We start from the raw sequence: 26,021 nt of genomic DNA on the forward strand, positions 1-26,021 counted from the left end.
AGTAGTTAGCTTTTTTTTAGTCTAAATTGAAAAAACCATCCATATACTGTAAATGGAAAATATGAATCGAAAATTGATAAAAAGGAGTTAAGGAAAAGTTGTATCAATAAAGGAGGGGAGCAGGTTAGCTGCGTAAGTATGACACAAAAACTTATTCATATTGGGGTTGATGTGGGATCAACAACGGTAAAAGCCGTTATCTTAAATGAAAAAGAAGAGCTTCTATTTAGTTCATATGAGCGTCATTTTGCTGACATCTTAAAAACATTAACCGTTGTTTTAAAACAGGCGTATGAACAGTTTAAAGATTATAATATTACGGTGAATATGACAGGTTCTGGTGGAATTGCAATAGCTAAACATCTAAATATTCCGTTCATTCAAGAAGTTGTGGCTTCAACAAAAGTGACAAAACGTTACTATCCTCAAATTGATGTTGCAATTGAACTTGGGGGAGAGGATGCTAAAATCACATATTTTAAAGATGGAATTGAACAACGCATGAATGGAACTTGCGCAGGTGGAACCGGCGCATTTATTGATCAAATGGCATCGTTATTACAAGTTGATACCCTTGGGTTAAATGAGCTTGCAAAACATTATAAAGTCATTCATCCTATTGCTGCCCGTTGTGGGGTGTTTGCTAAAACCGATGTGCAACCTCTCATCAATGAAGGAGTCGCAAAAGAAGATATTGCTGTTTCAGTTTTGCAAGCTGTTGTCATTCAAACGATTAGTGGGCTTGCCTGTGGACGTCCAATTCGTGGAAATGTTGCCTTTTTAGGGGGACCTTTATACTTCTTATCAGAATTAAGAAATCGATTTATTGAAACTCTGGAATTAAAGCCTGAGGAGATCATTCTTCCTAATGATTCTCAACTATATGTAGCAAAAGGAGCTGCCTTATCCTCAATGGATTCTAAAGTGATCTCTTTTTCTCAGTTTATGGACTCTTTACAAACGATTAAAGAGGTTCACACGTCTGAATCGGTTCGATTAGCACCGTTATTTGAATCAGATGATGAGTATGATTCTTTTATAAAACGTCATCAAATGTCCAAAGTAGGACGACGAGAGTTATCTACTTTAACGGGCAACTGTTTTTTAGGAATTGATGCTGGGTCCACGACAACAAAAGTTGCCCTCATTGATGAAGACGGGAACCTTTGTTTTTCTTATTATGGAAGTAATGAAGGCAGTCCTTTGCAATCAACGATTAGTGTTTTAAAAACATTGTATGACCAACTCCCTTTAGAGGCTCATATTGTTAAAGCTACTGTTACAGGATATGGAGAGGCCTTATTAAAAGCTGCCTTAAAAGTGGATATTGGTGAAATTGAAACGATTGCCCATTATAAGGCGGCAGATTTCTTTTGTCCGGGTGTCGATTGTATTTTAGATATTGGTGGACAGGATATGAAATGTTTAAAAATTAAAAATGGAAATATTGAAAGTATCCTATTAAATGAAGCTTGTTCTTCAGGTTGTGGGTCTTTTTTAGATACTTTTGCAAAATCAATGAATTTGAGCATCGAAGACTTTGCGAATTCTGCTATCAATGCTTCGAATCCGGTTGATTTAGGATCGCGATGTACGGTTTTTATGAACTCAAGAGTCAAGCAGTCACAAAAAGAAGGTGCCAAAGTAGGGGATATTTCTGCAGGGCTTTCATATTCAGTTATTAAAAATGCTCTATTTAAAGTGATTAAACTTAGAAATCCTGAAGAATTGGGACAAAAAATTGTGGTTCAAGGTGGAACTTTTTATAATGATGCTGTTTTAAAAGCTTTTGAAAAGTTATCAAATCGTCAAGCTATTCGACCGGATATTTCAGGAATTATGGGTGCTTTTGGAGCTGCTTTAATTGCAAAAGAGCGTTATGTAGAAGGGGAAGTCTCAACGTTAATTAATCAAGCATCATTAGAACATTTTGAGTTAACTAGTCGAAGTGCAAGATGTGGATTATGTTCAAATAACTGTTTACTGACTATTCATAAATTTAAAGATGGCGAACGTTTTACGATGGGAAATCGATGTGAACGAGGGGCCGGTAAAATGGCAGAAGTACGTCCTATTCCTAACTTAGTTCGTTATAAATATAATCGTTTATTTAATTACAAAACCATTGAAGCATCGGTTGCGAAACGAGGAACCGTTGGAATTCCACGTGTTTTAAATATGTATGAAAACTATCCATTCTGGGTCACCTTTTTTACAAATTTAAACTTTAGTGTGATTTTATCCGATCCTTCTTCTAATCAGCTTTATGAGAAAGGGATGGAGACCATTCCATCTGAATCGGTTTGTTATCCTGGGAAACTCGTGCATGGTCATATCATGAACCTCGTTGAAAAAAAGGTGGATTTTATCTTTTATCCATCGTTAACTTATTCTAAACAAGAAGATAAAAAGGCAGATAATCACTACAACTGCCCAATTGTTATTTCATATCCAGAAGTGATTAAAAATAATTTAGATGTCTTACGTGAAAAAGATATCTTATACCTTAAACCTTTTCTGCCATTTGATCAAAAAGATAAATTAGCTAAACGATTGCACGAAGTTTTTAAAGATTTTAATATCCCCTGGAAAGAAATTCGTGAAAGTGTTGATAAGGGATGGAAAGAGTTTGAGAATTTTAAACGAGATATTCGTGAAAATGGTCAATTAACACTGGCCTATTTAGAGGACCATAACATGAAAGGGATTGTGTTGGCAGGTCGTCCTTATCATGTTGATCCGCATATTAATCATGGAATTCCTGAGATGATTAATTCACTTGGAATGGCTGTATTGACAGAGGATTCAATTTCTCATTTAGGTGAAGTAGAGCGACCACTTCGTGTAATGGATCAGTGGACTTACCATACTCGCTTATATAATGCCGCAAGTTATGTTGCAACTAGAGATGATTTAGAATTGGTACAATTAAATTCTTTCGGATGTGGACTTGATGCGGTGACAACAGATCAGGTACATGATATTTTAGCTGCTCATTCAAAAGTTTACACAACATTAAAAATTGATGAAGGCCATAATTTAGGGGCTGCAAGAATTCGATTACGCTCTTTAAAAGCAACGATGCTTGAGAGAGAAAAAAATCATTTTAAGCGTCTTAAAGTGGATAATACTTATCATCCGATTGAATTTACAACAGAAATGAAAAAAACACATACTATTTTAGCTCCTCAGATGTCACCGATTCATTTTGGCCTCTTACAAGCTGCTTTTCAAGCATCAGGGTATCAAGTAGAAGTTCTTCCATCTCTTGACCATGAAGCGGTTGATGAGGGGTTAAAGTATGTAAATAATGATGCCTGTTATCCCGCTATTTTAGTTGTTGGCCAAATGATTCACGCCTTAAAATCTGGTAAGTATAACCCAAATGAGACATCTTTATTAATTACGCAAACAGGTGGAGGATGTCGCGCAACGAACTATATTGGATTTTTAAGAAAGGCACTTCAGGATGCAGGTTTTGAACAAGTTCCAGTTATTTCATTAAGTGCCCAAGGATTTGAAAAAAATGAAGGATTTAAAATAAGTTGGCCACTGATTAACCGTGCTTTAATGGCGTTAGTTTACGGTGATTTATTAATGAGTTTATTATATCGAACACGTCCGTATGAAATCGTTAAGGGGTCAGCTAATCAACTATATATAAAGTGGGAACAGATTTGTAGTACGGCTTTAATGGCACCTAATCAAACACAATATAAAGAAAATATTGAGGATATGATTAAAGATTTTGAAGCTTTACCAATTCGTCGTATTAGAAAGCCACGTGTTGGATTAGTAGGAGAAATCTTAGTAAAGTTTCATCCAACGGCTAATAATAATGTTGTAGAATTGGTTGAGGCTGAAGGAGCAGAAGCTGTAGTCCCAGGACTCATTGATTTCTTATTATATTGTTCCTATTCCAAAGAAGATAAATTATTATTGAAATCAAAATGGTCTAAGCTCTTGGGACAATCAGTCATTCAGGTCATTGAGAAGTACCGACGTCTAATGAAAGAGGCTCTTAAAAATAGTCACTTGATTGAACCACCTAAAACCATTAAAGAAATAGCACAAGGTGCTGAATCTGTTGTTTCTTTAGGTCATAAAACAGGAGAAGGTTGGCTATTAACAGGGGAAATGATTGAACTGATTGAAATGGATGTAAAAAATATTATTTGTATGCAGCCTTTTGCCTGTTTACCAAATCATGTGACGGGGAAAGGAATGATTAAAGAACTTAAACGACTGTATCCAGGAACTAATATTGTGGCTATCGATTATGATCCTGGTGCGAGTGAGGTCAATCAACTGAATCGTATCAAACTAATGATTTCAACTGCTTTTGAGAATCTTAAGGAAACTTCAAATTTTGCTAACCAGCCAAATGCATCTCAGGAGATAAGTCAGTTAAAAGATTTAGTTACGACATAGTAAAAGGAGCTAGAAATAGCTCCTTTTTTGAAATCGTTGACAATTAATTATCTACATGTTAGACTAACGGAAATATAAAGATAGGTATACATTATAGATGATTATTTTTAGGAGGCCATCATGATTTTAAATTATCAACAATGCTTAGACAAATTATCGAAAATTAAAATGATTACGATTAATGGCGTACCAACACAAATAAAAGAAGTACCGGAATTAACGAAGGGACTTGACCCACGTGTAAAGATTCAGCGATTAAAACCAAAAGTAGAATTCTCAAAAGTTGATGATACGGTATTTGAAGGAATTGAAATTGGTCGTATCAGACAGGGAATGGGATTTGATAACTTGGATATCAGTGAAGGAATTATCGTAAAACATGAAATCTTAGATGGTGTCCCAGTTCGAATTTATTATCCTATCAATCATAAAGGGTTATTACCAGCGCTTATTTTTATTCATGGTGGGGGATTTTATGGTGGAGACTTAAATGTAGTTGAAAATCCATGTAAAGCAATGGCTCAAAAAGCGCACGTAGTCGTTGTTTCAATTGATTATCGTTTATCTCCTGAGGCTCCTTTTCCACATGGATTAAATGATTGTGACACTGTTGTAAATTATATTTTTAATCATGCTAATGATTTAGGAATTGATTCCAATCGTGTTGGAATTTCGGGTGATAGTGCAGGTGGTAATTTGGCTGCAGGTTGTGTATTAAGAGATGTCAAAAGTTTAAGAAGAATTAAGTATATGGCTTTATTATATCCAGTTGTTTCATTATCAGAAGAAGGTTATCAATTTAGTTTAGATCAGTATACATTTGAGTCTGATGATGAATTAGTTAAGCGTACGATTCATAGTATAAAAAATTGCATGCCGTTAATCAATGAGTTATATGTTCGTGATGAAATACCACTTGTTCATCCAGAATTATCTCCATTAATGGTAGAGGATTTGAGTCAATTTCCAAAAACTTTGATTGTGAGCGCAGAGTATGATTTTTTACGTTTACAGGATGAGGCATACGTTAATCGTTTAAACGCAGCCGGAGTTGAAGTTAGGTATATTCAGTATAAGGGGATGGATCATGCCTTTTTAGATAAGTGTGGCGTTTATCCGCAAGCAGAAGATTGTATGAATGAGATAGCGAAAGATTTAAAAAAATTATAGTTAAAATCATCAGTTTATGCTGATGATTTTTTTATTTTTAAAAAAAATTTTTAGGGAAAAATAATAAAAATAAAGATGATGAAAGCGTGATAATATCAATAGTTTTGTCGTATTTTGTCGAAGGAGTTTTTTTGAAAATGTATACATAAAAAATGTAAACGGTGTAAAAACTGTGTTGACAAACATATACGTACAGGTTAGAATAAGTGTGTAGCAACAAACATATACGTACATGTTTGGGGATGAAGGACATGAACGATTCATAATAAAAAAACTTAAGGAGGTACATTATGGGGAAATTTACTCAAGAGGCTCAACAACTCTTACAATTTGTTGGTGGAAAAGAAAACGTTGCCGTTGTCACACACTGTATGACACGTATGCGATTTGTTTTAAATGATCCAAAAAAAGCTGAAGTAGAAAAAATTGAAGCTTTACCATGCGTAAAAGGAACATTTACACAAGCAGGACAATTCCAAGTTATTATTGGAAATGACGTTGCCGTATTTTATAATGAATTCAAATCTGTAGCAGGTATTCAAGATGCAAGTAAAGAAGATGTAAAAGAAGCTGCTAAATCAAATATGAGTTGGATTCAACGCTTAATGGCTAACTTAGCTGAAATTTTCTCACCATTAATTCCAGCTATCATCATTGGTGGGTTAATTTTAGGATTTAGAAATGTCATTGGTGACATTAAAATGTTCGAAGATGGAACAAAGACATTAGTTGAAATCTCACAATTCTGGTCAGGTGTTCATAGCTTCTTATGGTTAATTGGGGAAGCAATCTTCCACTTCTTACCGGTCGGAATTACATGGGCTGTAACTAAGAAAATGGGAACGACACAAATTCTTGGTATTGTTCTAGGGATTACATTAGTTTCACCACAGTTATTAAATGCTTACGCAGTTGGTGGAGATGCAGTCGCTCCAGTTTGGGATTTTGGATTTGCTCAAGTTAATATGATTGGATATCAAGCACAAGTTATCCCAGCTATGTTAGCCGGATTTACTTTAGTTTACTTAGAGCGATTCTTCAAAAAAATTACACCAAATTCAATCTCAATGATTATTGTTCCATTCTTCTCATTAGTACCAACTGTATTATTAGCACACACAGTACTTGGTCCTATTGGATGGGCAATTGGTTCTTGGATTTCAGGAGTTGTATATGCTGGATTAACATCATCATTCTCATGGTTATTTGCTGGAGTTTTTGGATTTGCTTATGCACCATTAGTTATTACAGGATTACACCATATGACAAACGCAATCGACTTACAGTTAGTTGCTGAGTTTGGTGGAACAATGTTATGGCCAATGATCGCTTTATCAAATATTGCTCAAGGTTCAGCTGTTCTTGGTATGATTTATGTAAATCGCAAAAATGAAGAAGAAAAACAAGTTTCAGTTCCTGCTTGTATCTCAGCTTACTTAGGGGTAACTGAACCAGCTATCTTCGGTATCAATATGAAATACGGATTCCCATTCATTGCCGGAATGATCGGTTCGGGAATTGCAGCAGTTATCTCAGTTGCAACAGGTGTTATGGCTAACTCGGTAGGTATTGGTGGATTACCTGGTATCTTATCAATTCAACCAGCACACATGTTAATGTTTGCAGTAGCAATGGTGGTTGCGATTGTTGTTCCATTCATCTTAACTGTTGTACTAGCAAAACGTAAATTAAAAAAATAAAAATCGAGTCTCTTGATATGGAAAGGGACAATCCTTACTAGCTAGGAAATACTCGGGTATGAAATAATATTATAAGAAAATAATTTTGGGTTTAGGGTTCACTTCTTTAAGAAGTTGTTCCCTTTTCTCGCATTCTCATGAAAAATAGGAGGGCTTACATCATGAAAAACTTTAAACAAAGCGTTGTTTATCAAATCTATCCAAAATCATTTAATGATTCGAATGGTGATGGACTTGGGGATTTAATTGGGGTAGTAGAGAAATTAGATTATTTAAAAGAACTTGGAGTCGATTACATTTGGTTAACTCCATTCTATATCTCGCCACAAAAAGATAACGGATATGACGTAGCTGATTATTACAACATTGATCCACGTTTTGGAACGATGGAAGATTTCGAATTATTAGTGGAACAAGCACAAGCTCGTGGAATTGAGATTATGCTTGATATGGTATTTAACCATACCTCAACTGAGCATCAATGGTTTAAAAAGGCGATGTCAGGTGATGAAACTTATAAAAACTTCTATATTTTCAAAGACGGAAAAGAGGGGCAAGCTCCGACAAACTGGATTTCTAAATTTGGTGGATCTGCTTGGCAATACGTTGAAGAATTTGATCAATACTATTTACATTTATTCGATGTTACACAAGGTGATTTAAACTGGGAAAACGAAGCAGTACGCCAAGAAATTTATAAAGTAGTTAACTTCTGGTTAGAAAAAGGGGTTAAAGGATTCCGTTTAGATGTTATTAACTTAATCTCAAAACCTGAAGTTTTTGAAGATGATACAATCGGAGATGGACGTCGTTTCTATACAGACGGACCTAAAATTCATGAGTACTTAAAAGAATTAAACGAAAACTCATTTGGTAAACATCCTGATGTGATTACAGTAGGGGAAATGTCTTCAACATCTGTTGATAATTGTATAAGATATTCAAATCCAGAGGAAAAAGAATTATCAATGGTGTTTAATTTCCACCACTTAAAAGTGGATTATAAAGATGGAGATAAGTGGACATTAATGGACTTTGATTTTGCCATGTTAAAAGATATCTTCAAAGAGTGGCAAGAAGGTATGCAAGCTGGAAATGGATGGAGTGCAGTCTTCTGGTGTAACCACGATCAACCACGTGCGATTTCACGATTTGGAGACGATGTGAATTATCATAAGGAAAGTGCTAAGATGTTAGCATCAACGATTCACTTAATGCGTGGAACACCGTACATTTATCAAGGTGAAGAATTCGGAATGAAAAATCCTTATTTCACAACAATTGAACAATACCGTGATGTCGAAGCCATTAATTACTTTAATATTTTAAAAGAGCAAGGAATTGAAGAGGAAGAAATTTTAGAAATCTTACGTGCTAAATCACGTGATAATTCTCGTACGCCAGTTCAATGGGATGCGACAGAGAATGCTGGATTTACAAGTGGAACACCTTGGATTCCAGTAGGTGCATCATACGAAGAAGTCAATGCAGAAGCAGCTTTAAAAGATCAAGATTCAGTCTTCTATCATTACAAAAAATTAATTGCTTTACGTAAAGAGTATGACATTATCTCAGATGGTAATATTGAAATGATGTTAATGGATCATCCACAAGTATTAGCCTATATGCGTACCTTAGATAATCAAAAATTAATTGTTTTAAATAATTACTATGGAAAAGAAACAGAAGTTGAAATGCCAGTTGAGTTAGTGAGTGATGCTAAAATTTTAATTTCAAACTACAAAGATAGCCAGCAGTTAGCAGAAAAAATCACACTTCGTCCATATGAATCAATTGCTTACTATATTGAAAGTTAATTAGAAAAATAATAAGTTATTCCGATAGAATTTTAATAAGAAACAATGAGTTATCCCACAAAAAGCAGTAAATTTTTTTCTTTGAAAAAGTTTTACTGCTTTTTATCTTATCCGTATATGTGTTAAAATGTTTTACGGTGATGACGATGGATAAAAAATATTTAAGAGTCTATAATGACATTGTAAGTCAAATTGAAAGTGGTATTTATGAGCCAACCAGTATGTTACCTTCTGAGAAAAACTTAATTAGCCACTATCAAGTCTCAAGAGATACCGTCCGTAAAGCGTTAAGTATGCTAGAACAACATGGATATATACAAAAGACAAAAGGAAAAGGGTCTTTTGTACTTGATATAAATAAATTAAATTTCCCAGTTTCGGGAGTTGTCAGTTTTAAAGAAATTACCGAGCGTTCAGGTCGTAATGCAAAGACAACTGTTGAACTTTTAGAGAAACAAATTCCACGAGAATCGATTCGTAAAAACTTGGAATTAAATGCTGAAGAACCTGTGTGGAAAATTGTCCGTTCTAGAACCATTGATGGCGAAAAGGTTATTTTAGATAAAGACTATGTGGTTTGCAAATATGTTGATCATTTAACAGAGGAAGCCTGCCAAGACTCTTTATACGAATATATTGAAGGTGAACTTGGTTTGAAAGTGGCATATGCTAATAAAGAAATCACAGTTCAAATGGCAACCGATGAGGATCGAAAATACTTAGATTTAAAAAACTTTGATATGGTTGCGGTTGTTAGAAGTTATACCTATTTAGTGGATACAAGCTTGTTCCAATATACTGAATCTCGCCATCGACCGGATAAATTTATTTTTGTTGATTTCGCGAGAAGATAGTAAAAGATAAAACTCAGTTAACTATTTATAAAATTTTTCAAAGGCTAGAGGTATACATTCTAGCTTTTTTTATAGGTCCATGATATGATAACAAAAAATCAATTTAGTAAAAATTTGGTTATTTTCGACATTTGTCAGAGTTATAATAGTGTCATATTATCATAAAAGAGAAGAGAGTATAAGTTGGAGGGAAGATTTGTGTTACGGACTAAACGTTTAGGACCGACTCAATATGTTGCTTTAGGTTTTATGTCAGTTATTCTAATAGGATCTGTTTTACTTGCCTTGCCAATTGCGCATATGCCAGGGACTTATGTCAGTTATATCGATGCTTTATTTACCTCAACTAGTGCAGTTACCGTGACCGGTTTGATTTCCATTGAAACAGCTGAACAGTTTAATGCTTTTGGTCGTCTAGTCATTGCATTACTGATTCAAATAGGTGGATTAGGGGTAACTTCAGTAGGTGCTATTTTTATCTTAGTGATGCAAAGGAAATTTGGAGTTTATCATCGATTATTATTGATGGAAGGGCTAAACTTTAATTCGTTGAGTGGAGTCGTTCGATTAGTCAAATCGGTCTTACAATTAACTCTGGTGATTGAGTTAGTAGGCATGATTCTTAGTTTTTTTACATTCATTCAACATTATCCGTTTTGGGAAGCTTTAGGAATCAGTGCCTTTCATGCGATTGCTTCCTTTAATAACGCGGGATTTGATATTTTAGGTGGAGGACAGAATTTAATTCCATACCGACATCATTATGTGTTGCTATTGACAACAGCTACTCTAATTGGGTTAGGAGGGATTGGATTCGTCACCATGCTTGATATCTATCATAAAAGAAATTTCAAAAAATGTAGTATGAATACAAAGATTGTCATGGTAACAACAGCCTCTTTATTAATCATCGGAACCATTTTGTTAAAATTATCAGAAGGCTTTAGTTGGTTTGATGCTTTCTTCCATAGTATTTCGGCACGTACAGCTGGTTTTTCTACCATTCCTATTGATGATTTTTCACAAGCTGGACTTCTTATTTTAATGGTCTTAATGTTTATTGGGGCATCTCCTGGTTCAACCGGTGGTGGAATTAAAACAACGACGTTATTTACCATTATAAAAACTATTAAATCTTTTGCCACTAATCGTCCTGTTACAGCCTTTTATCGCCGAATTCCAGCTGAAAGTATTATTAAGGCATTTAGTGTTTTTTTACTAGCAATCTCAGTTGTATTTGTTGGAACGTTTTTTATTTTATTGATTCAACCTGAGTTATCACTTCAGAGTATTTTATTTGAAGTGATTGCCGCAACAGGAACAGTCGGATTATCAACTGGAATTATACCGAGCTTAAATATAGCGAACAAACTCATCTTGTGTATCATCATGTTTATTGGGCGTTTAGGTCCATTTAGTATTGCCTGCTTATGGGCTTATCAAACAGCAGCACCAAGATTTAATTATCCCGAAGAACAAATAACGATAGGTTAATTAAATTTTAAAATCCAATAAGTGATACCAATTAAATAAAAATCCTAGTCGCTTTGTGACTAGGATTTTTATTAGCTTAATTTTCTTGAGATATTTTCTAATCTAGGCTTTATCCGAGAAAGACTGAGTACGTAGGTTCTATTAATTTAATTCACTCGAAGAGCGATACCTCTAAATGAATGACAGGTTTATTTCTTAATCTTTCCAATTTGATTCATTTAAAGAGAGGTTAAAATAATAAAGTCGGATGTTTCCTTTATTTTTTGACGATTTTCTTTACTGAGAAAGCATTATAATAGTCTTGCTTTTAGTTGATAAGGTGATAGATTTTGATGACTTGAATATGGACTTTATTAACTAAAAAGAAGGGATAACTTTATCTTAGTGATAGAATTAAAGCATAATGAAGTTGCTAAGTATTATTTTAAGTAGCGAGAGGCTACTGATGAGAAAAGGGGAATTGGAAAATGGCAAATCGTATTGTTTTGAATGAAACATCTTACCATGGGGCAGGATCTATTCAAGTGATTAAAGACGAAGTGTTACGCCGTGGATTTAAAAAGGCATTTGTTTGTACCGATCCAGATTTAATTAAGTTTGGGGTAGCGGATAAAGTCACAGCTGTTCTAGATGAGGCAGGATTACCTTATGAAATTTATTCAGATATTAAAGCAAATCCAACAATTGAAAATGTTCAACATGGAGTGGCAGCGTATCAAGCATCAGGAGCTGATTATATCATCGCGATTGGTGGAGGATCATCAATGGATACGGCAAAAGCAGTTGGAATTATTATTAATAATCCAGAGTTTTTGGATGTTCGTAGTTTAGAAGGTGTCAGCCCAACTAAAAATCCAAGTGTCCCAATTATTGCCGTTCCAACCACTGCTGGAACAGCGGCTGAAGTGACCATCAATTACGTTATCACAGATGTTGAGAAAAAGCGTAAATTTGTATGTGTCGATACACATGATATTCCAGTCATTGCAATTGTTGATTCTGAAATGATGTCTTCAATGCCAGCAGGTTTAACGGCAGCAACAGGAATGGATGCCTTAACACATGCGATTGAAGGATATATTACAAAGGCAGCCTGGGAGATGACGGATATGTTCCATTTAAAAGCCATCGAAATCATTGCTAAATCATTACGTGGAGCAGTTGCTAATACAAAAGAAGGTCGCGAAGGAATGGCACTTGGACAATATATTGCAGGAATGGGATTCTCAAACGTAGGTCTTGGAATTGTTCATTCAATGGCTCACGCATTGGGAGCTGTTTATGATACACCTCATGGGATTGCAAATGCAATTTTATTACCAACAGTTATGGAATTTAATGCAGATGCAACAGGTGAAAAATACCGTGAAATTGCACGTGCAATGGGAGTAGAGGGTGTTGATCATATGACACAAGATGAGTATCGCCAAGCTGCAGTTGATGCTGTTCGTCAATTATCAGCAGATATCAATATTCCAGCCGATTTAAAAGAAATCGTGAAAGAAGAAGATATTCAGTTCTTAGCTGAATCAGCAGTAGCTGATGCTTGTGCTCCTGGAAATCCAAAAGAGGCAAGCCTTGAAGATATTATTGGATTATATAGATCATTAATCTAATTTAAAACATAAGCACACACACTAAAAAACATCTATCAAGGTGACTTGAATAGATGTTTTTTTTATTAATCACCATATTTGTTAACCTTCTTCCATTCTTTTTAATGAGTGGAAAAAACTATTTGTTACAATAAAATTCCAATTTATTTATAGTTTAACGATAAAAGGAAAAAATAAAAAGAGGTGGAGTATGAATTTAGGGGAGAGGGAACAAACTATCACTAAAAACAGGTGGTGTCTAGTATGTATTACGCATGGTACTTTTTATTTAACTTCTTTTTATATGGTGTCATTGGATGGATGATCGAACAATTTTATTCTTATATGCTAACAGGACAAATGAAAAAAGATGGCTTTTTATATGGACCTTTCAAACCGATGTATGCAATCGCAATGGCTTTGCTCATCTTAATGAAAGATACGTTTTTACTATCGCCAATTTCCATTTTAATACTGTGCCTTATCGTACCAACAACCGTTGAATATTTATCAGGACTTCTGACGCGTCATATTTTTCATCAGGACTACTGGGATTACTCTATGCTAAAATTCAATTTACAAGGACTAATCTGCCCTCAATTTTCAATCTGTTGGATGATCCTCACGTTTATCGGAGTTAACTATTTTCAACCAATGCTCGTCGATCCATTTATCAATCAACACTTTTCTTCGTGGTTCGTCATCTGTCCTTTCATTTGCGGTGCCTTCATGATAGATGAAGCCTTAACCTTAAAAAAATTCATTAGAAAACATGCTATAATAAAAGAAATTTCTAATGAAGAAGGTGAACTAGATGGCAGTCGTCGAACATATCTTTAAGCCAGTGTATGATGAAAATTCAAGAGTCTTAATACTAGGGACCATGCCCTCTCCAAAGTCTAGAAAAAATGGGTTTTACTATGGTCATCCCCAAAATCGATTTTGGCCTGTCCTAGCAGACATCTTTCATGAAGAATTACCACTTACCAATGAAGATAGACTAGCTTTCCTACATCGTCACCATATTGCCCTTTGGGACGTATTAAAAAGTTGTGACATAGAAGGAGCCTCTGATGCTAGCATTAAAAATCCAATTCCAAATGATTTAAGCATGATCCTAAAACAAGCGCCTATTCACGCCGTCTTTACAACCGGAAAAAAAGCAGCCGAATTCTATACAAAATTTTGTTACCCTAAAACAAACATTCCTTGTATCGTGCTCCCATCTCCAAGCCCTGCTAATCGCAGAATAAAAGATGAAGAACTTAAAACACAATACCAAGAAATCTTAAAATATATCTAAAGAGGATTCATAAAAAAAGGAGTTCCAAATCGGAACTCCTTTTCCTACATTAATGGGGCAAAAATTCGTAAGAAAGCATAAATGAACTTTTTGTACCATTTAATATTATGGCAATCTTGTAACGTGATTAATTGGCAGACTTTCAAGGTCTCAACATAATCATCGTAAATGGTTTTAATACTACTATTTTTATATAACCAAGCTCCGCACTCATAATGTAAGTATAAACTGCGGTAATCAAGATTAATCGTTCCAACAACGGCATACTCGCCATCTACCACAAATGTTTTAGAATGAATGAATCCAGGTGTATATTCATAAATCTTCACACCATCTTCAATTAAGAAAGCATAGTTAGCACGAGTTACGGCGTGAACAAACCATTTATCACCAATATGCGGAGTCACAATTCTGACATCGACTCCACGTTTAGCGGCTTGTGATAAAGCTGTAATCATTTCATTATCTAAAATCAGATAAGGCGTATTGATATAAACATAATCTTTAGCCGAATTAATTAAATTTAAATAAACGGTCTCCCCAACCGATTCATTATCTAGTGGACTATCCGTAAACGGCTGAACAAATCCATCACTTTCAAACGATTCTTTGTGATGAATATGAGGACGGAAAGGTTCGTAATCTTCATTCGTTTTACGAAGGAAATCCCACATCGTTAAAAACATGACGGTAAAACTCCAAACCGCATCGCCCTTAATCATAATCGAAGCATCTTTCCAATGCCCATGTTTTTCATAGCCGTTAATATACTCATCTCCAATATTAATGCCGCCTGTAAAAGCAGTATGTCCATCAATAATCGCAATTTTACGGTGATTACGATTATTCATACGAAGTGTTAAAAACGGAACGAATGGATTAAATACGCAACACTTAATTCCCATTGCTTCAAGCTTTTTATCATAGCCAGAAGGAAGTAAAAATAAACAACCGAAATCATCATAAACGACGCGTACATCAACCCCTTGCGCCGCTTTTTCTTTTAAAATCTCTAAAATCGTATCCCACATCATCCCTTCATCAATGATGAAGTATTCTAGGAAGATATAATGTTTTGCTTTTTTTAATTCTTCAAGTAAACGTTCAAACTTTTTTTCTCCGGGTGTAAGGTACTCAGTTGTGGTGTTTTCATAAATAGGCCCCTGTGCATAATCTAAAATATATCTGGATTGATTAAAGGCACGTTTATCAAGAGTTTTAAGTTTTTCAGTAATGTCAACATCCTGTATTAAACATTCTCTCATCTTCTCATTGATAGGCTTCATTTCATTTAAAAACTTTTTACGAGTTTGATCACTACTAAAGAGAATATAAAATAATCCCCCAAAAATCGGAACCAGCATAATTGGAATAATCCAAGCAATTTTGTAAGCTGGATTTAAACGATTATTTAAGATTCCCATCACAACGACTACACTCAGTAAGACACAAAAAGCATAAAAGTAAACAAAGTATTCTTGGAACCGCCAAATCACAACGATTAAGATTAAGGCTTGTAGGGCGATCAGCATTCCACAAAAGCCAACACGTCCAAGTAATATTCTTAATGTTTTTCTCATTCATTCAACTCCCCTTTAATTGGTTGAAACTATTGAAAATTAACACCTTATGGAAAGATATTATAGCAAAACTTAAGACTCCCGTAAACAGATATCAGATGAGATAACGTTGTCAGCCAGTCATCATTTCAGTTAAAATAAAGAGAGAAAAGAAACGGGTGAAATCATGAAGCTAGTAACGGAATTAAAAGAACTAAAGCAACTCAACAAACTAACGAACTCCGAAATTCAAGTGGTCGATTACCTCCTTGACTATCCACAAGAAATTGCTAAACTATCATCACGTCAATTAGCCACTTTAACGCATACCTCAGCTGCAACCGTTGTTCGAGTTTGTCAAAAAGTCGGCATGAGTGGTTATGGGGAATTTAAATTAAAATACCTTCAAGAAATTAGTCAAACCCCAAGACACATTAATCGAGAAAATCCAATTACCTCAAATGAGTCCATTCATACTATTTTAAACAAAGTAGCCGCCTTAAAAATGACCGCTATCGAAGAAACCAAAAAAGGAATTGACCTTGATCAATTGACACGAGTGGCTAAACTTTTAAATCACTCAACTTTTATCGACCTTTATGCTTTTGATAACAACTTGCATCTAGCAAAATATGCAGCTGCCAATTTTCTTTATGCAGGGAAAAATAGCGCGATTCAAGACGGAAGTAACGCTCAGTTCATGCAGGCTATGGTGTCAAGTGAAGGTCATGTTGCCATGATGATCAGTCGGACTGGAGAAAACGTCATGCTCGCTCGGATAGCAAAACTTCTTCAAGAAAAGAATATTCCAATCATCATGATAACAGAATCTAAAAATTCAACATTAGCGGGTTTAAGCACTGAACACCTTTATGTGTATAACGTTCACCGTTTTTCAGATATGGGAACTTTACTTTTTCAAACGTCAGCTGAATATATTTTTGAGTTATTATTTGCGATTCTTTTTTCGCAAAATTTTGAAAATAGTATCAGACAAAATAAAAGATACGAAGAGATTAATGAATATCACGATTTATACAAAAAGTTTTTGTAACACTGTTTCAGTTTTAAATCCTATTTAGTTGATGATTTTGAATCATTCAACCAGGTCTTTTGACATCTATTGAAACGAAGGAATTGGGTGTGATATAAGGGAAGCATCACAAAAGTAAAGGATGTGTCAGACATGACGAAACGTTTCCCAGACGGGTTTTTATGGGGAGGAGCGACAGCTGCTAACCAATTTGAAGGAGCTTATAACGAAGACGGAAAAGGTCTTTCAACACAAGACGTCGCACCTAAAGGAATCATGGGGCCGATTACAGAAGAGCCAACTGTTGATAATATGAAGTTAGTGGGAATAGACTTCTATCACCGATATAAAGAAGATATTAAACTGTTTGCTGAAATGGGATTTAAAACCTTCCGTTTATCAATCGCTTGGTCGCGAATTTTTCCGCAGGGGGATGAGGCAACGCCAAATGAAGCGGGATTACAATTTTATGATAACGTGTTTGATGAATTAGCGAAGTACGGAATCGAACCATTAGTCACTATTTCTCACTACGAAACGCCATTACACTTATCAAAAAAATACGATGGATGGGTGAGTCGTGATTTAATCGGTTTCTACGAAAATTATGTTCGTACGATTTTTACACGTTATAAAGATAAAGTAAAGTATTGGTTAACATTCAATGAAATTAACTCCGTGTTACATGCGCCATTCTTAAGTGGTGGAATTTACACAGATAAATCAAAATTGACAAAACAAGATTTATACCAGGCCGTGCATCACGAATTAGTGGCTAGTGCCTTAGCCGTGAAAATTGGTCATGAAATCAATCCAGATTTTAAAATTGGATGTATGATTTTGAGTATGCCAACTTATCCACTGACACCCAATCCAGATGATATGATTGCGGTGATGAAAGCAGAACATATGAACTATTTCTTCTCAGATGTTCATGTGCGAGGGGTATACCCAGGTTATATGAAACGCTATTTCCGTGAAAATAATATCCAAATCAAGTTTGCAGAAGGTGATGAAGAAATCCTTAAACATACGGTGGACTTTATCTCATTTAGTTACTACATGAGTATCTGCGAAACCGCTGATCCAGCCAAAAAGGTAGCTGGTAAAGGAAATATTATGGGGGGAGTTCCAAATCCAACCCTTAAAGCATCTGAATGGGGATGGCAAATTGATCCTCAAGGATTACGCTATGTCTTAAACCAATTCTACGACCGCTATCAATTACCATTATTCATTGTTGAAAATGGATTAGGAGCAGTCGATGTGTTAGTTGAAGATGAACATGGAAATAAAACAGTTATGGATGACTACCGTATTAATTATTTAAACGATCACTTAGTTCAAGTACGTGAAGCCATCGAAGATGGAGTAGAGGTAATGGGCTACACATCTTGGGGATGTATTGATTTAGTCAGTGCCTCAACTGCTGAACTAAAAAAACGTTACGGATATATTTATGTGGATCGTCATGATGATGGATCAGGAACGTTAGAACGTTATAAAAAGAAATCATTCTATTGGTATAAAGAAGTGATTGCCACAAATGGCGAGAGCTTGACTGAATAAAAATTAAAACCGCGAAAAAAATCGCGGTTTTTTTAACATGATAGGTGTATAATGATTTTAAGTGAATAAAGTGAGGTGTTATTGTGGAGTGGTTTAAACGATTTATGGAAGGACGAACAGGGGTTGATCATTTCTCGATTGGACTATTGTTTTTAAGTATTTTTATCACATTAATTGGTCAATTATTAGGATGGAAATGGCTAATCATCTTAGCTTGGATTCCATTAGTTTATTGTTATTACCGTATGTTATCTAAAAATAAAATGAAGAGACACCAAGAAAATATCTTGTTTTTAAGATATTGGTATCCGATTCAGACGAAAATGATAAATAAATACCGCCAATTTAAAACAAAGCGTCAGTATCGATATTATAAATGCAAGGAATGCGGACAAGAATTACGTGTTCCAAAAGGAAAAGGAAAAATTGAGATTACTTGTCCAAAATGTCATCATTCTTTTATTAAGAAAACTTAAAATGATATAAGCCCAGATTAGTTTTGGACACTTTGAAAAATTAACGCGACTTATCTATTTCATCGGTAAAAAAATATTTCTGTTTCAAACTAGGAAGCTAATTTCCTAGTTTTTTTGACGTTGTATGAGTGATTGCACATATATTCATTTAATTGATAATGGCTATCATTTGAATGAAGTTATGCTATAATAGACATAACATAGAGAGTATGACTTTTTTTAGGAGGTATTTAAAGTTGAAGAAATTGATATATATGATGTCTATCATGATGAGTTTAATTTTAGTCGGATGTAGTGGAGAGTCTAAAACCACGTCAACATCAGATACTGATCAATTACAAATTGTCACGACGTTATTTCCACAGTACGATTTTGCGCGTCAAATTGCGGGTGATAAAGCAGAGGTAACATTATTATTACCTCCAGGGATGGAGTCCCATTCTTATGAACCGACACCGGCGGATATTATTAAAATCAATAAGGCAGATTTATTTATTTATACAGGGGAATCGATGGAGACATGGGCTCATAAAATTGTTGAAAGTATTGACAGTCAAGATGTTTATGTTTTAGATGTTTCACAAGGTGTGACTTTACTTGGAACAGGAATTGAGGAAGAAGATGATCATGACCATGAAGCAGAAAATCACGATCACGAGGAAGAAGAACATACGGCAAATGATGGACATAATCATACGTATGATCCACATATCTGGACAAGTCCTAAGAATGCAAAAGTGATGGCAAATAATATTTTAGAAGCTTTATGTGAGATTGATCCAGAGAATGCAGATTATTATGAAACAAATGCAGAGGCTTATCAATTACAATTAGATAAATTAGACCAGGAGTTACAAGATGTAGTAGCGAATGCTAAACGTACAACGATTTATCATTCAGGACGATTTGCCCTGCAGTATTTAATGAAAGACTATGGAATTGATTATGTATCAGCTCCATTTGAAGCAGAACCAAGTGCAGCATTAGTAGCTCAGATGATTAGTGAGATTAAAGCTAATAATATTCCGGCTATTTATTATGAAGAATTAATTGATCCAAAGATTGGTCAGATGATTAGTGAAGAAACAGGTGCGCAGTTGTTATTACTTCATTCTACGCATAATGTTTCAAAAGAAGATTTTAATAATGGGGTAACGTATGTCTCATTAATGCAACAAAATATTGAAAATTTAAAAGTAGGACTTGATTAAGATGAGTATTTTAACCTGTAAAGAGCTTAATGTTTCGTATGATCAAACACAAGCTTTAAAAGATGTCAGTTTTGAATTAAATGAAGGGGATTATCTCTGTATTGTTGGGGATAACGGGTCTGGTAAAAGTACGTTAATGAAATCAATTTTAGGATTGGTTTCTCCTAAGTCAGGAAGTATTGAGTTTAGTTCTTCGTTAAAGCAAAATGAAATTGGATATCTTCCACAACAGACGATTGTACAACGTGATTTTCCTGCATCAGTTTATGAAGTCGTGTTATCAGGTTGTTTAAATAAGCGCGGATGGCGTCCCTTCTATTCAAAAGCAGATAAGCAACGCGCGATGGAGAATTTAAAGAAATTGAAGATTGAAAATTTAAAGAATAAGTGTTACCGCGATTTATCAGGAGGTCAACAGCAACGTGTTTTAATTGCAAGGGCGCTTTGTGCTTCTGAGAAAGTGTTATTACTTGATGAACCGGTGACGGGACTTGATCCAATCACCACCGCGAATTTGTATCAATTGATTGAGGAATTGAATAAAGAGTATGGCATGAGTATTATTATGGTCACACATGATATGAATAGTGGACTTAATCATGCAACAAAGATTTTACAATTGAAAAAAGAAGTATTATTTTATGGGACGCCGGCAGAGTATTTGTGTCACACGAATGCGTGCCGTCATGTAGGAGATATTAAGCATGATTAGTATTTGGCAGGAAATGTTTTCGTATAGTTTTATGGTTCGTGCGATTATTGTTGGGAGCGCGGTGGCACTATGCTCAGCTTTACTTGGGGTGAGTTTGGTGCTAAAGCGTTATTCAATGATTGGTGATGGATTATCGCATGTTGGGTTTGGAGCCTTATCCATCGCAATGGCGATGAATTTAGCGCCACTTCAGATAGCAGTACCGGTTGTGGTCGTGGCAGCCTTTTTCTTACTTCGTATTAGTCAAAATAGTAAGATTAAAGGGGATGCAGCCATTGCATTGATTTCGAGTACATCCATTGCGATTGGGGTAACGGTAACGTCGTTAACAACTGGTTTGAATGCAGATATTAATAGCTATATGTTCGGAAGTATTTTGGCAATGACGAAGAATGATGTAAATATTAGTATTGTGTTATCGGCAGTGGTATTTATTTTGTTTGTGGTATTTTATGATCGTATTTTTGCAACGACATTTGATGAAAACTTTGCTAAAGCAACAGGTGTTAAGGTAGAACTTTATAATATGTTGATTGCTTTTTTAACGGCTATTACAATCGTATTAGGCATGCGTATTATGGGAACAATGTTGATTTCTTCGCTTATTATTTTCCCAGCTTTAACTTCAATGCGTGTGTTTAATAGTTTTAAGTCAGTGATTATTTCTGCTGGATTTGTTTCAGTTGTTTGTTTCTTTATTGGAATGACATTGTCATTTTTATACTCACTCCCAGCAGGAGCGAGTGTTGTCATTGTGAATGCCGTTGTATTTATTCTATTTTCATTGATAGGATGGGTAACAAAACGTATATAAAAGGATTGCCCTTAAAGGGCAATCCTTTTTTTATGAAGGGGGGGAGAGCTTATGATGAGACAATATAAAGACAGATGGGCGTTTTTAATATGTCTTTTTGTTTTGTTTTGTTTTCTTATCTAATGGTGAGTTTACATCTGTCTATTGAACCAAATCACCACTGTGAGGAAGTCACTTGTGTGGTCTGCTCCTTAACAAAAGATAAGATGGAATCGCTACTGCCCCCAAATCCTCTTCTAAGGGTTACGTTACTCATTGTTTATTTCTTGCTGATGAGGGGGACTATAGATAACCAACTTATCAAAGTCTTTACTCCTATTACATTAAAAGTCAAGATGCTAAAGTGAGCATGATTTTAAACTGATAAATGTGATTAAAAAGGGAGGTATTAGACACGTGGAATTATTACATGTTGAAGGTGTTTCATTTTCATATGATCAGTATACAGTCATTAAAAATCTTAGTTTTAAAGTTCATGAAGGTGACTATGTGTGGGTGATTGGAGAAAATGGAACAGGGAAAAGTACGTTGATAAAGGGGTTATTAAATTTAAGGAAACCAAGTAGTGGGCAGATTATATTTAATGAGACATTAAAACAATCTGAAGTAGGGTATTTACCTCAACAAACCGTGATTCAAAAAGAGTTTCCGGCTAGTGTTTGGGAGATTATTTTATCAGGATGTTTGAATCAGTGTGGATGGATACCGCTGTATAAGAAATCAGATAAAGAGCGAGCTGTAAAGTGGATGAAAGAGTTAGGAATTTATGAGTTGCGTGATTGTTGTTATCGTGAGTTATCAGGCGGACAACAACAACGTGTCTTGTTAGCAAGGGCGTTATGTGCAACGAAGAAATTATTGATTTTAGATGAGCCGGTAGCTAATTTAGATCCGAAGGCAACGCAAGATTTTTATCGCTTAATGCATCGAATTAATCAAGAAAATAAGATTGCAATTGTGATGGTGTCCCATGATATAGAAAACAAAATAGAGCATGCAACACAGGTCGTTCATCTGAAAAAGGGGGAATTCTAAATGATTGAGATTTTAGTTGAGATGTTTTCGTATCCCTTTTTAGTACGGGCGATGGTTGTCGGTCTATTGGTTTCACTTTGCTGTGCGATGCTTGGAGTAAGCTTAGTTTTGAAACGCTATTCGATGATTGGGGATGGATTATCGAATGTTGGATTTGGGGCGTTGGCTGTTGCCTCTGTTTTAAATGTGGCACCCTTATCATTTGCGATTCCGGTTGTGGTAGCGGCAGCATTTTTCTTGCTGCGAATGAATGAAAATAGCTTAATCAAAGGCGATGCTGCGATTGCATTAGTTTCAACAGGCTCATTATCTATTGGGGTTTTGGTGATGTCTTTAACGACGGGGATGAATTTAGACGTGTGTAATTATATGTTTGGAAGCATTTTAGCAATGACACAGTCAGACGTCTATTTGAGTATGGTTCTTTCAGCTTTATTCTTACTTTTATTTATTTTGTTTTATCATAAAATGTTTGCGATTACGTTTGATGAAACATTCGCGAAGGCAACGGGGATTAGGGTTGGCTTTTATAAAATGTTACTTGCTGTGTTAACAGCATTAACGATTACGCTTGGGATGCGCTTGATGGGAACTTTGTTGATTTCTAGTTTAATTGTATTTCCTGCCTTAACAGCGATGCGATTATGTCGTTCATTTAAATGGGTCATGATTCATTCGATTTTTATTTCAGTTATTTGTTTCTTTTTAGGGTTAGTGATGTCTTATTTAGCCGCAACACCGCCAGGTGCTAGTGTAGTTGCGATGAATATTGTGATGTTCTTTATTTATTCGTTACTATCTTTTGTGAGTAAAGGGGTGAAAAGGTAATGAAACGATTGGTTTTATTTTTAATGTTGACGATGATTAGTTGCTCAGGATGTAGTCGTATAACTGAGACACTTGAATTTGTTGAGCCAGAAGTATTAGAAGCTGACTCTTTAACTTTAGGAACTGAGGTTGAGGAAAAAGGAATTTTAGAGATTCGAGAAAAGTATTTCTTACTTCAGATTTCTGATATTTTCTTTAATTTTGATTTGTATAAGGATCGTGTTGTCAAGGTAGAAGGTCTTTATGGTGTTGATTATGATAGTGATGAACCAGAATTTCATGTTGTGTATCGATTCGGACCTGGTTGTTGTGGAGATGATGGCTGGGGTGGCTTCTTTTTAAATTATGAGGGAGAGTGGCCAGCAGTGGATGATTGGATTGAAGTGATTGGAACGCCAAGAATAGAGGAAGGTGAGTACAGGGATTATTTGTATTTAGATGTCATCAGTATAACGGTTAAAGATGAAGTCGGTGAAGTGTTAGTTTATCAATAAAAGGTATATAATAGGATTGCAAGGTGCAATCCTATTTTGTTTAGGAGGGGTCGAGATGTTAGAGTTGTTAAAAAAGGATTATCCATTTTTAAAGAAATTAGATGAAGAGGCTCTAAACCAAATTCAAAAACATCTTAACGGACGTCAATTTAAAGCGGGTGAGATGTTAATCAATGGAAGTCAGGCTTGTTGGGGATTTTCATTTATCCTAAGTGGGAAGCTTCGTGTCTATCGATTGAATGAGGAAGGGCGTGAGGTGACGCTTTATCGTTTAGAAAAAGGGGATAGTTGTTTTATGACCGTGATTTGTGCGTTAGCTAAATCACAGACATATGCGTATGTGAAGGTGGAGGAAGATTGTGAGTTGGCGATTATTCCAATGCCGATTTTTGAGAAGTATTTAATGAATCATCCGACTTATTTACAGTTTTTATTTCAAAATTTATATGGCAAGTTTACGAGTGTGGTCACGACGCTTGAGCAGATTAGTTTTTCAAGCGTTGAGGAACGGGTACTTGGTTATTTGAAGCAAAATAGTCATAAGCAATCGGGGCGTGTGACGTTTTATAAGACGCATGAGCAGATTGCATTTGATATTGGGACGTCACGTGAGGTCGTGAGTCGGACGTTAAAAGCGATGGAGCGTAAAGGATTGATTCAACTAGAGCGTGGAAAAATTGTGGTACTAGAGATGGAGAGCATTCTGTGACTTTGTCACGGAATGTTTTTTATTTTGTATATACTAGATTCATAAAGGAGTGATGAAGATGCCAAAATGGATGAAGGCAGCTATAATTTTAGCTTTATCGTTTTTCTTAGCGATTTGGTTGGTAAAGCCAGTCGGGGTTTCAACTCAGTTTAGTGTACTAAGTGGAATCATTCATACCGCGATTAATCCTGACGCCTTAGAGGAAAATGCATACTATCAAAAGGACAATGGGAAGATTGCAGAGGAAATTCAACATCCCTGGAACTATAATTTTGTGTTTGTATTAGCGATTCCGGTGGGAGGATATATAGGTTATCGATTAGATTCAAAACGTCGTGAGATTAAAAAGGACGCTTCTTGTTCAGTGAAGCAAAATGTATGGCGTACTTATGTGCTACCGTTTATTGGTGGAATCTTATTGTTATATGGAGCGCGTATGGCAGGCGGTTGTACGAGTGGTCATATGATGAGTGGGATGATGCAAAGAAGTGTGAGTGGTTATGCTTTTGCGGCTTCAGTATTTGTGGTTGCCATACCGACAGCACTGATTGTGACTCGATTACGTCAAAGAAAGGAGAGCCTGTAAGATGATGATTGTCTTAGCTATTTTATTAGGTGGATTTTTTGGATTTGCGTTATATAAAGTGGGAGCAGCTAATATGGATAATCTAATTTCAATGTTGAGTTTTCAAAATTTAACTTTGATGAAAATTATTGTGTTTGCAATTGGATTGGCGAGTGTTTTATTATCTATTTTTTATGGATTCGGATGGTTTGATGTTTCTCATTTAAGTGTTAAGCCACTTCATTTAGGCGTTGTAATCGGTGGTTTAATTTTTGGGCTTGGATTTGGATCAGTTGGAACGTGTCCTGGAACTTGTGTTGCAAGTGCGATGACCGGTGGATTTAAAAAAGCAATCAGTGCCATTTTAGGTGGACTAGTTGGAGCTTTCTTATTTTCAATAAGTTATGGATGGTTAGCCAATCAAGGTTTCTTTGAAATCATGAATTTAGGAAAATTAACACTATTTCACGTGTCTGAACAATATCCATCCGTTTTTAATATAGGATATATCGGACTGGCTATGGTTGGAGTAGTATTTATTTTAGTAGCAACTTTCATCCCAGTTTATCCGTTTAACAAAAAAAGCTGAGACAACCGTTTTGATGCTTGAAAAAATGCAAGAAAGTAAATAGGGTTTCGATGTGTGAAACCT

At 35.4% G+C, this 26,021-nt stretch carries 22 protein-coding genes; 21 read left to right on the forward strand and 1 reads right to left on the reverse strand.

Annotated elements, in window-relative coordinates; translation table 11 throughout:
- Positions 1–138 precede the first annotated feature (138 nt).
- The 9 genes from HMPREF9402_RS09080 (at position 139) to HMPREF9402_RS09120 (ending at position 14,364) form a co-directional block, all read left to right on the forward strand.
- Positions 139–4,431: a 2-hydroxyacyl-CoA dehydratase gene (locus HMPREF9402_RS09080; protein WP_009607203.1), complete on the forward strand. Its 4,293-nt coding sequence runs from the start codon at positions 139–141 to the stop codon at positions 4,429–4,431.
- A gap of 120 nt (positions 4,432–4,551) precedes the next feature.
- Positions 4,552–5,601, forward strand: a complete 1,050-nt coding sequence (locus HMPREF9402_RS09085) for an alpha/beta hydrolase (protein WP_009607205.1) — start codon at positions 4,552–4,554, stop codon at positions 5,599–5,601.
- Positions 5,602–5,891: 290 nt separating this feature from the next.
- Positions 5,892–7,301 carry a PTS system trehalose-specific EIIBC component gene (gene treP, locus HMPREF9402_RS09090; RefSeq protein WP_006784233.1) on the forward strand — a complete coding sequence of 470 codons (1,410 nt, stop codon included), beginning with the start codon at positions 5,892–5,894 and terminating at the stop codon, positions 7,299–7,301.
- Between the two features lie 161 nt (positions 7,302–7,462).
- Positions 7,463–9,118, forward strand: a complete 1,656-nt coding sequence (gene treC, locus HMPREF9402_RS09095) for an alpha,alpha-phosphotrehalase (protein WP_009607204.1) — start codon at positions 7,463–7,465, stop codon at positions 9,116–9,118.
- Between the two features lie 146 nt (positions 9,119–9,264).
- Positions 9,265–9,972, forward strand: coding sequence for a trehalose operon repressor (gene treR, locus HMPREF9402_RS09100; protein WP_009607197.1), 708 nt, complete (start codon positions 9,265–9,267; stop codon positions 9,970–9,972).
- A 198-nt stretch (positions 9,973–10,170) separates the two neighbouring features.
- Positions 10,171–11,466, forward strand: coding sequence for a TrkH family potassium uptake protein (locus tag HMPREF9402_RS09105; RefSeq protein WP_009607193.1), 1,296 nt, complete (start codon positions 10,171–10,173; stop codon positions 11,464–11,466).
- Positions 11,467–11,933: 467 nt separating this feature from the next.
- Positions 11,934–13,082: a lactaldehyde reductase gene (gene fucO, locus HMPREF9402_RS09110; protein WP_009607202.1), complete on the forward strand. Its 1,149-nt coding sequence runs from the start codon at positions 11,934–11,936 to the stop codon at positions 13,080–13,082.
- 243 nt (positions 13,083–13,325) lie between these two features.
- A complete protein-coding gene (locus HMPREF9402_RS09115; RefSeq protein ID WP_006784238.1) occupies positions 13,326–13,901 on the forward strand; it encodes a putative ABC transporter permease in 576 nt (191 codons plus the stop codon).
- A complete protein-coding gene (locus HMPREF9402_RS09120) occupies positions 13,876–14,364 on the forward strand; it encodes a DNA-deoxyinosine glycosylase (RefSeq protein ID WP_006784239.1) in 489 nt (162 codons plus the stop codon). Before HMPREF9402_RS09115 ends, HMPREF9402_RS09120 begins: the two co-directional genes overlap by 26 nt.
- Positions 14,365–14,408: 44 nt before the next feature.
- Here HMPREF9402_RS09120 and cls read toward each other — a convergent pair whose 3' ends face one another.
- Positions 14,409–15,944, reverse strand: coding sequence for a cardiolipin synthase (cls, locus tag HMPREF9402_RS09125; RefSeq protein WP_009607195.1), 1,536 nt, complete (start codon positions 15,942–15,944; stop codon positions 14,409–14,411).
- Positions 15,945–16,110: 166 nt separating this feature from the next.
- On the opposite strand from cls, the gene HMPREF9402_RS09130 reads away from it, so the two are divergent.
- From HMPREF9402_RS09130 to HMPREF9402_RS09190, 12 genes are all read left to right on the forward strand, one after another.
- Complete coding sequence (locus tag HMPREF9402_RS09130; protein ID WP_006784241.1) at positions 16,111–16,977, forward strand: MurR/RpiR family transcriptional regulator; 867 nt, start codon at positions 16,111–16,113, stop codon at positions 16,975–16,977.
- Positions 16,978–17,109: 132 nt separating this feature from the next.
- Positions 17,110–18,525, forward strand: a complete 1,416-nt coding sequence (locus HMPREF9402_RS09135; RefSeq protein ID WP_009607194.1) for a glycoside hydrolase family 1 protein — start codon at positions 17,110–17,112, stop codon at positions 18,523–18,525.
- Between the two features lie 83 nt (positions 18,526–18,608).
- The gene (locus HMPREF9402_RS09140; protein ID WP_009607200.1) at positions 18,609–19,001 is read left to right on the forward strand and encodes a hypothetical protein; all 393 of its coding nucleotides are present in this window, start codon (positions 18,609–18,611) and stop codon (positions 18,999–19,001) included.
- Between the two features lie 236 nt (positions 19,002–19,237).
- A complete protein-coding gene (locus HMPREF9402_RS09145; RefSeq protein ID WP_009607201.1) occupies positions 19,238–20,212 on the forward strand; it encodes a metal ABC transporter substrate-binding protein in 975 nt (324 codons plus the stop codon).
- 1 nt (position 20,213) lies between these two features.
- Positions 20,214–20,924, forward strand: a complete 711-nt coding sequence (locus HMPREF9402_RS09150) for a metal ABC transporter ATP-binding protein (protein WP_006784245.1) — start codon at positions 20,214–20,216, stop codon at positions 20,922–20,924.
- On the forward strand, positions 20,917–21,738 hold the full coding sequence (locus tag HMPREF9402_RS09155; RefSeq protein WP_009607198.1) for a metal ABC transporter permease: 822 nt from the start codon (positions 20,917–20,919) through the stop codon (positions 21,736–21,738). Before HMPREF9402_RS09150 ends, HMPREF9402_RS09155 begins: the two co-directional genes overlap by 8 nt.
- Positions 21,739–22,134: 396 nt before the next feature.
- The gene (locus tag HMPREF9402_RS09165) at positions 22,135–22,773 is read left to right on the forward strand and encodes a metal ABC transporter ATP-binding protein (protein ID WP_009607207.1); all 639 of its coding nucleotides are present in this window, start codon (positions 22,135–22,137) and stop codon (positions 22,771–22,773) included.
- The gene (locus HMPREF9402_RS09170; protein ID WP_009607196.1) at positions 22,774–23,601 is read left to right on the forward strand and encodes a metal ABC transporter permease; all 828 of its coding nucleotides are present in this window, start codon (positions 22,774–22,776) and stop codon (positions 23,599–23,601) included.
- Positions 23,601–24,095, forward strand: a complete 495-nt coding sequence (locus tag HMPREF9402_RS09175; RefSeq protein WP_009607206.1) for a TIGR03943 family putative permease subunit — start codon at positions 23,601–23,603, stop codon at positions 24,093–24,095. Before HMPREF9402_RS09170 ends, HMPREF9402_RS09175 begins: the two co-directional genes overlap by 1 nt.
- A gap of 55 nt (positions 24,096–24,150) precedes the next feature.
- Positions 24,151–24,804: a Crp/Fnr family transcriptional regulator gene (locus HMPREF9402_RS09180; RefSeq protein WP_006784250.1), complete on the forward strand. Its 654-nt coding sequence runs from the start codon at positions 24,151–24,153 to the stop codon at positions 24,802–24,804.
- A 52-nt stretch (positions 24,805–24,856) separates the two neighbouring features.
- Positions 24,857–25,390, forward strand: a complete 534-nt coding sequence (locus HMPREF9402_RS09185; protein ID WP_337998359.1) for a YeeE/YedE thiosulfate transporter family protein — start codon at positions 24,857–24,859, stop codon at positions 25,388–25,390.
- Between the two features lies 1 nt (position 25,391).
- Positions 25,392–25,958, forward strand: coding sequence for a YeeE/YedE thiosulfate transporter family protein (locus HMPREF9402_RS09190; RefSeq protein ID WP_009607199.1), 567 nt, complete (start codon positions 25,392–25,394; stop codon positions 25,956–25,958).
- The last annotated feature ends 63 nt before the right edge of the window (positions 25,959–26,021 follow it).

It is taken from the genome of Turicibacter sp. HGF1, from assembly GCF_000191865.1.
Classification (GTDB): domain Bacteria; phylum Bacillota_I; class Bacilli_A; order MOL361; family Turicibacteraceae; genus Turicibacter; species Turicibacter sanguinis.

Bases quoted from the DNA above. Each gene is read 5' to 3' on its own strand.
- HMPREF9402_RS09190 (WP_009607199.1), top strand. From the start codon at position 25,392: ATGATGATTGTCTTAGCTATTTTATTAGGTGGATTTTTTGGATTTGCG.
- HMPREF9402_RS09115 (WP_006784238.1), top strand. From the start codon at position 13,326: ATGTATTACGCATGGTACTTTTTATTTAACTTCTTTTTATATGGTGTC.
- HMPREF9402_RS09180 (WP_006784250.1), top strand. From the start codon at position 24,151: ATGTTAGAGTTGTTAAAAAAGGATTATCCATTTTTAAAGAAATTAGAT.
- cls (WP_009607195.1), bottom strand. From the start codon at position 15,944: ATGAGAAAAACATTAAGAATATTACTTGGACGTGTTGGCTTTTGTGGA.
- fucO (WP_009607202.1), top strand. From the start codon at position 11,934: ATGGCAAATCGTATTGTTTTGAATGAAACATCTTACCATGGGGCAGGA.
- HMPREF9402_RS09155 (WP_009607198.1), top strand. From the start codon at position 20,917: ATGATTAGTATTTGGCAGGAAATGTTTTCGTATAGTTTTATGGTTCGT.
- treR (WP_009607197.1), top strand. From the start codon at position 9,265: ATGGATAAAAAATATTTAAGAGTCTATAATGACATTGTAAGTCAAATT.
- treP (WP_006784233.1), top strand. From the start codon at position 5,892: ATGGGGAAATTTACTCAAGAGGCTCAACAACTCTTACAATTTGTTGGT.
- HMPREF9402_RS09170 (WP_009607196.1), top strand. From the start codon at position 22,774: ATGATTGAGATTTTAGTTGAGATGTTTTCGTATCCCTTTTTAGTACGG.
- HMPREF9402_RS09150 (WP_006784245.1), top strand. From the start codon at position 20,214: ATGAGTATTTTAACCTGTAAAGAGCTTAATGTTTCGTATGATCAAACA.
- HMPREF9402_RS09175 (WP_009607206.1), top strand. From the start codon at position 23,601: ATGAAACGATTGGTTTTATTTTTAATGTTGACGATGATTAGTTGCTCA.
- HMPREF9402_RS09185 (WP_337998359.1), top strand. From the start codon at position 24,857: ATGAAGATGCCAAAATGGATGAAGGCAGCTATAATTTTAGCTTTATCG.
- HMPREF9402_RS09080 (WP_009607203.1), top strand. From the start codon at position 139: ATGACACAAAAACTTATTCATATTGGGGTTGATGTGGGATCAACAACG.
- HMPREF9402_RS09130 (WP_006784241.1), top strand. From the start codon at position 16,111: ATGAAGCTAGTAACGGAATTAAAAGAACTAAAGCAACTCAACAAACTA.
- HMPREF9402_RS09120 (WP_006784239.1), top strand. From the start codon at position 13,876: ATGGCAGTCGTCGAACATATCTTTAAGCCAGTGTATGATGAAAATTCA.
- treC (WP_009607204.1), top strand. From the start codon at position 7,463: ATGAAAAACTTTAAACAAAGCGTTGTTTATCAAATCTATCCAAAATCA.
- HMPREF9402_RS09085 (WP_009607205.1), top strand. From the start codon at position 4,552: ATGATTTTAAATTATCAACAATGCTTAGACAAATTATCGAAAATTAAA.
- HMPREF9402_RS09135 (WP_009607194.1), top strand. From the start codon at position 17,110: ATGACGAAACGTTTCCCAGACGGGTTTTTATGGGGAGGAGCGACAGCT.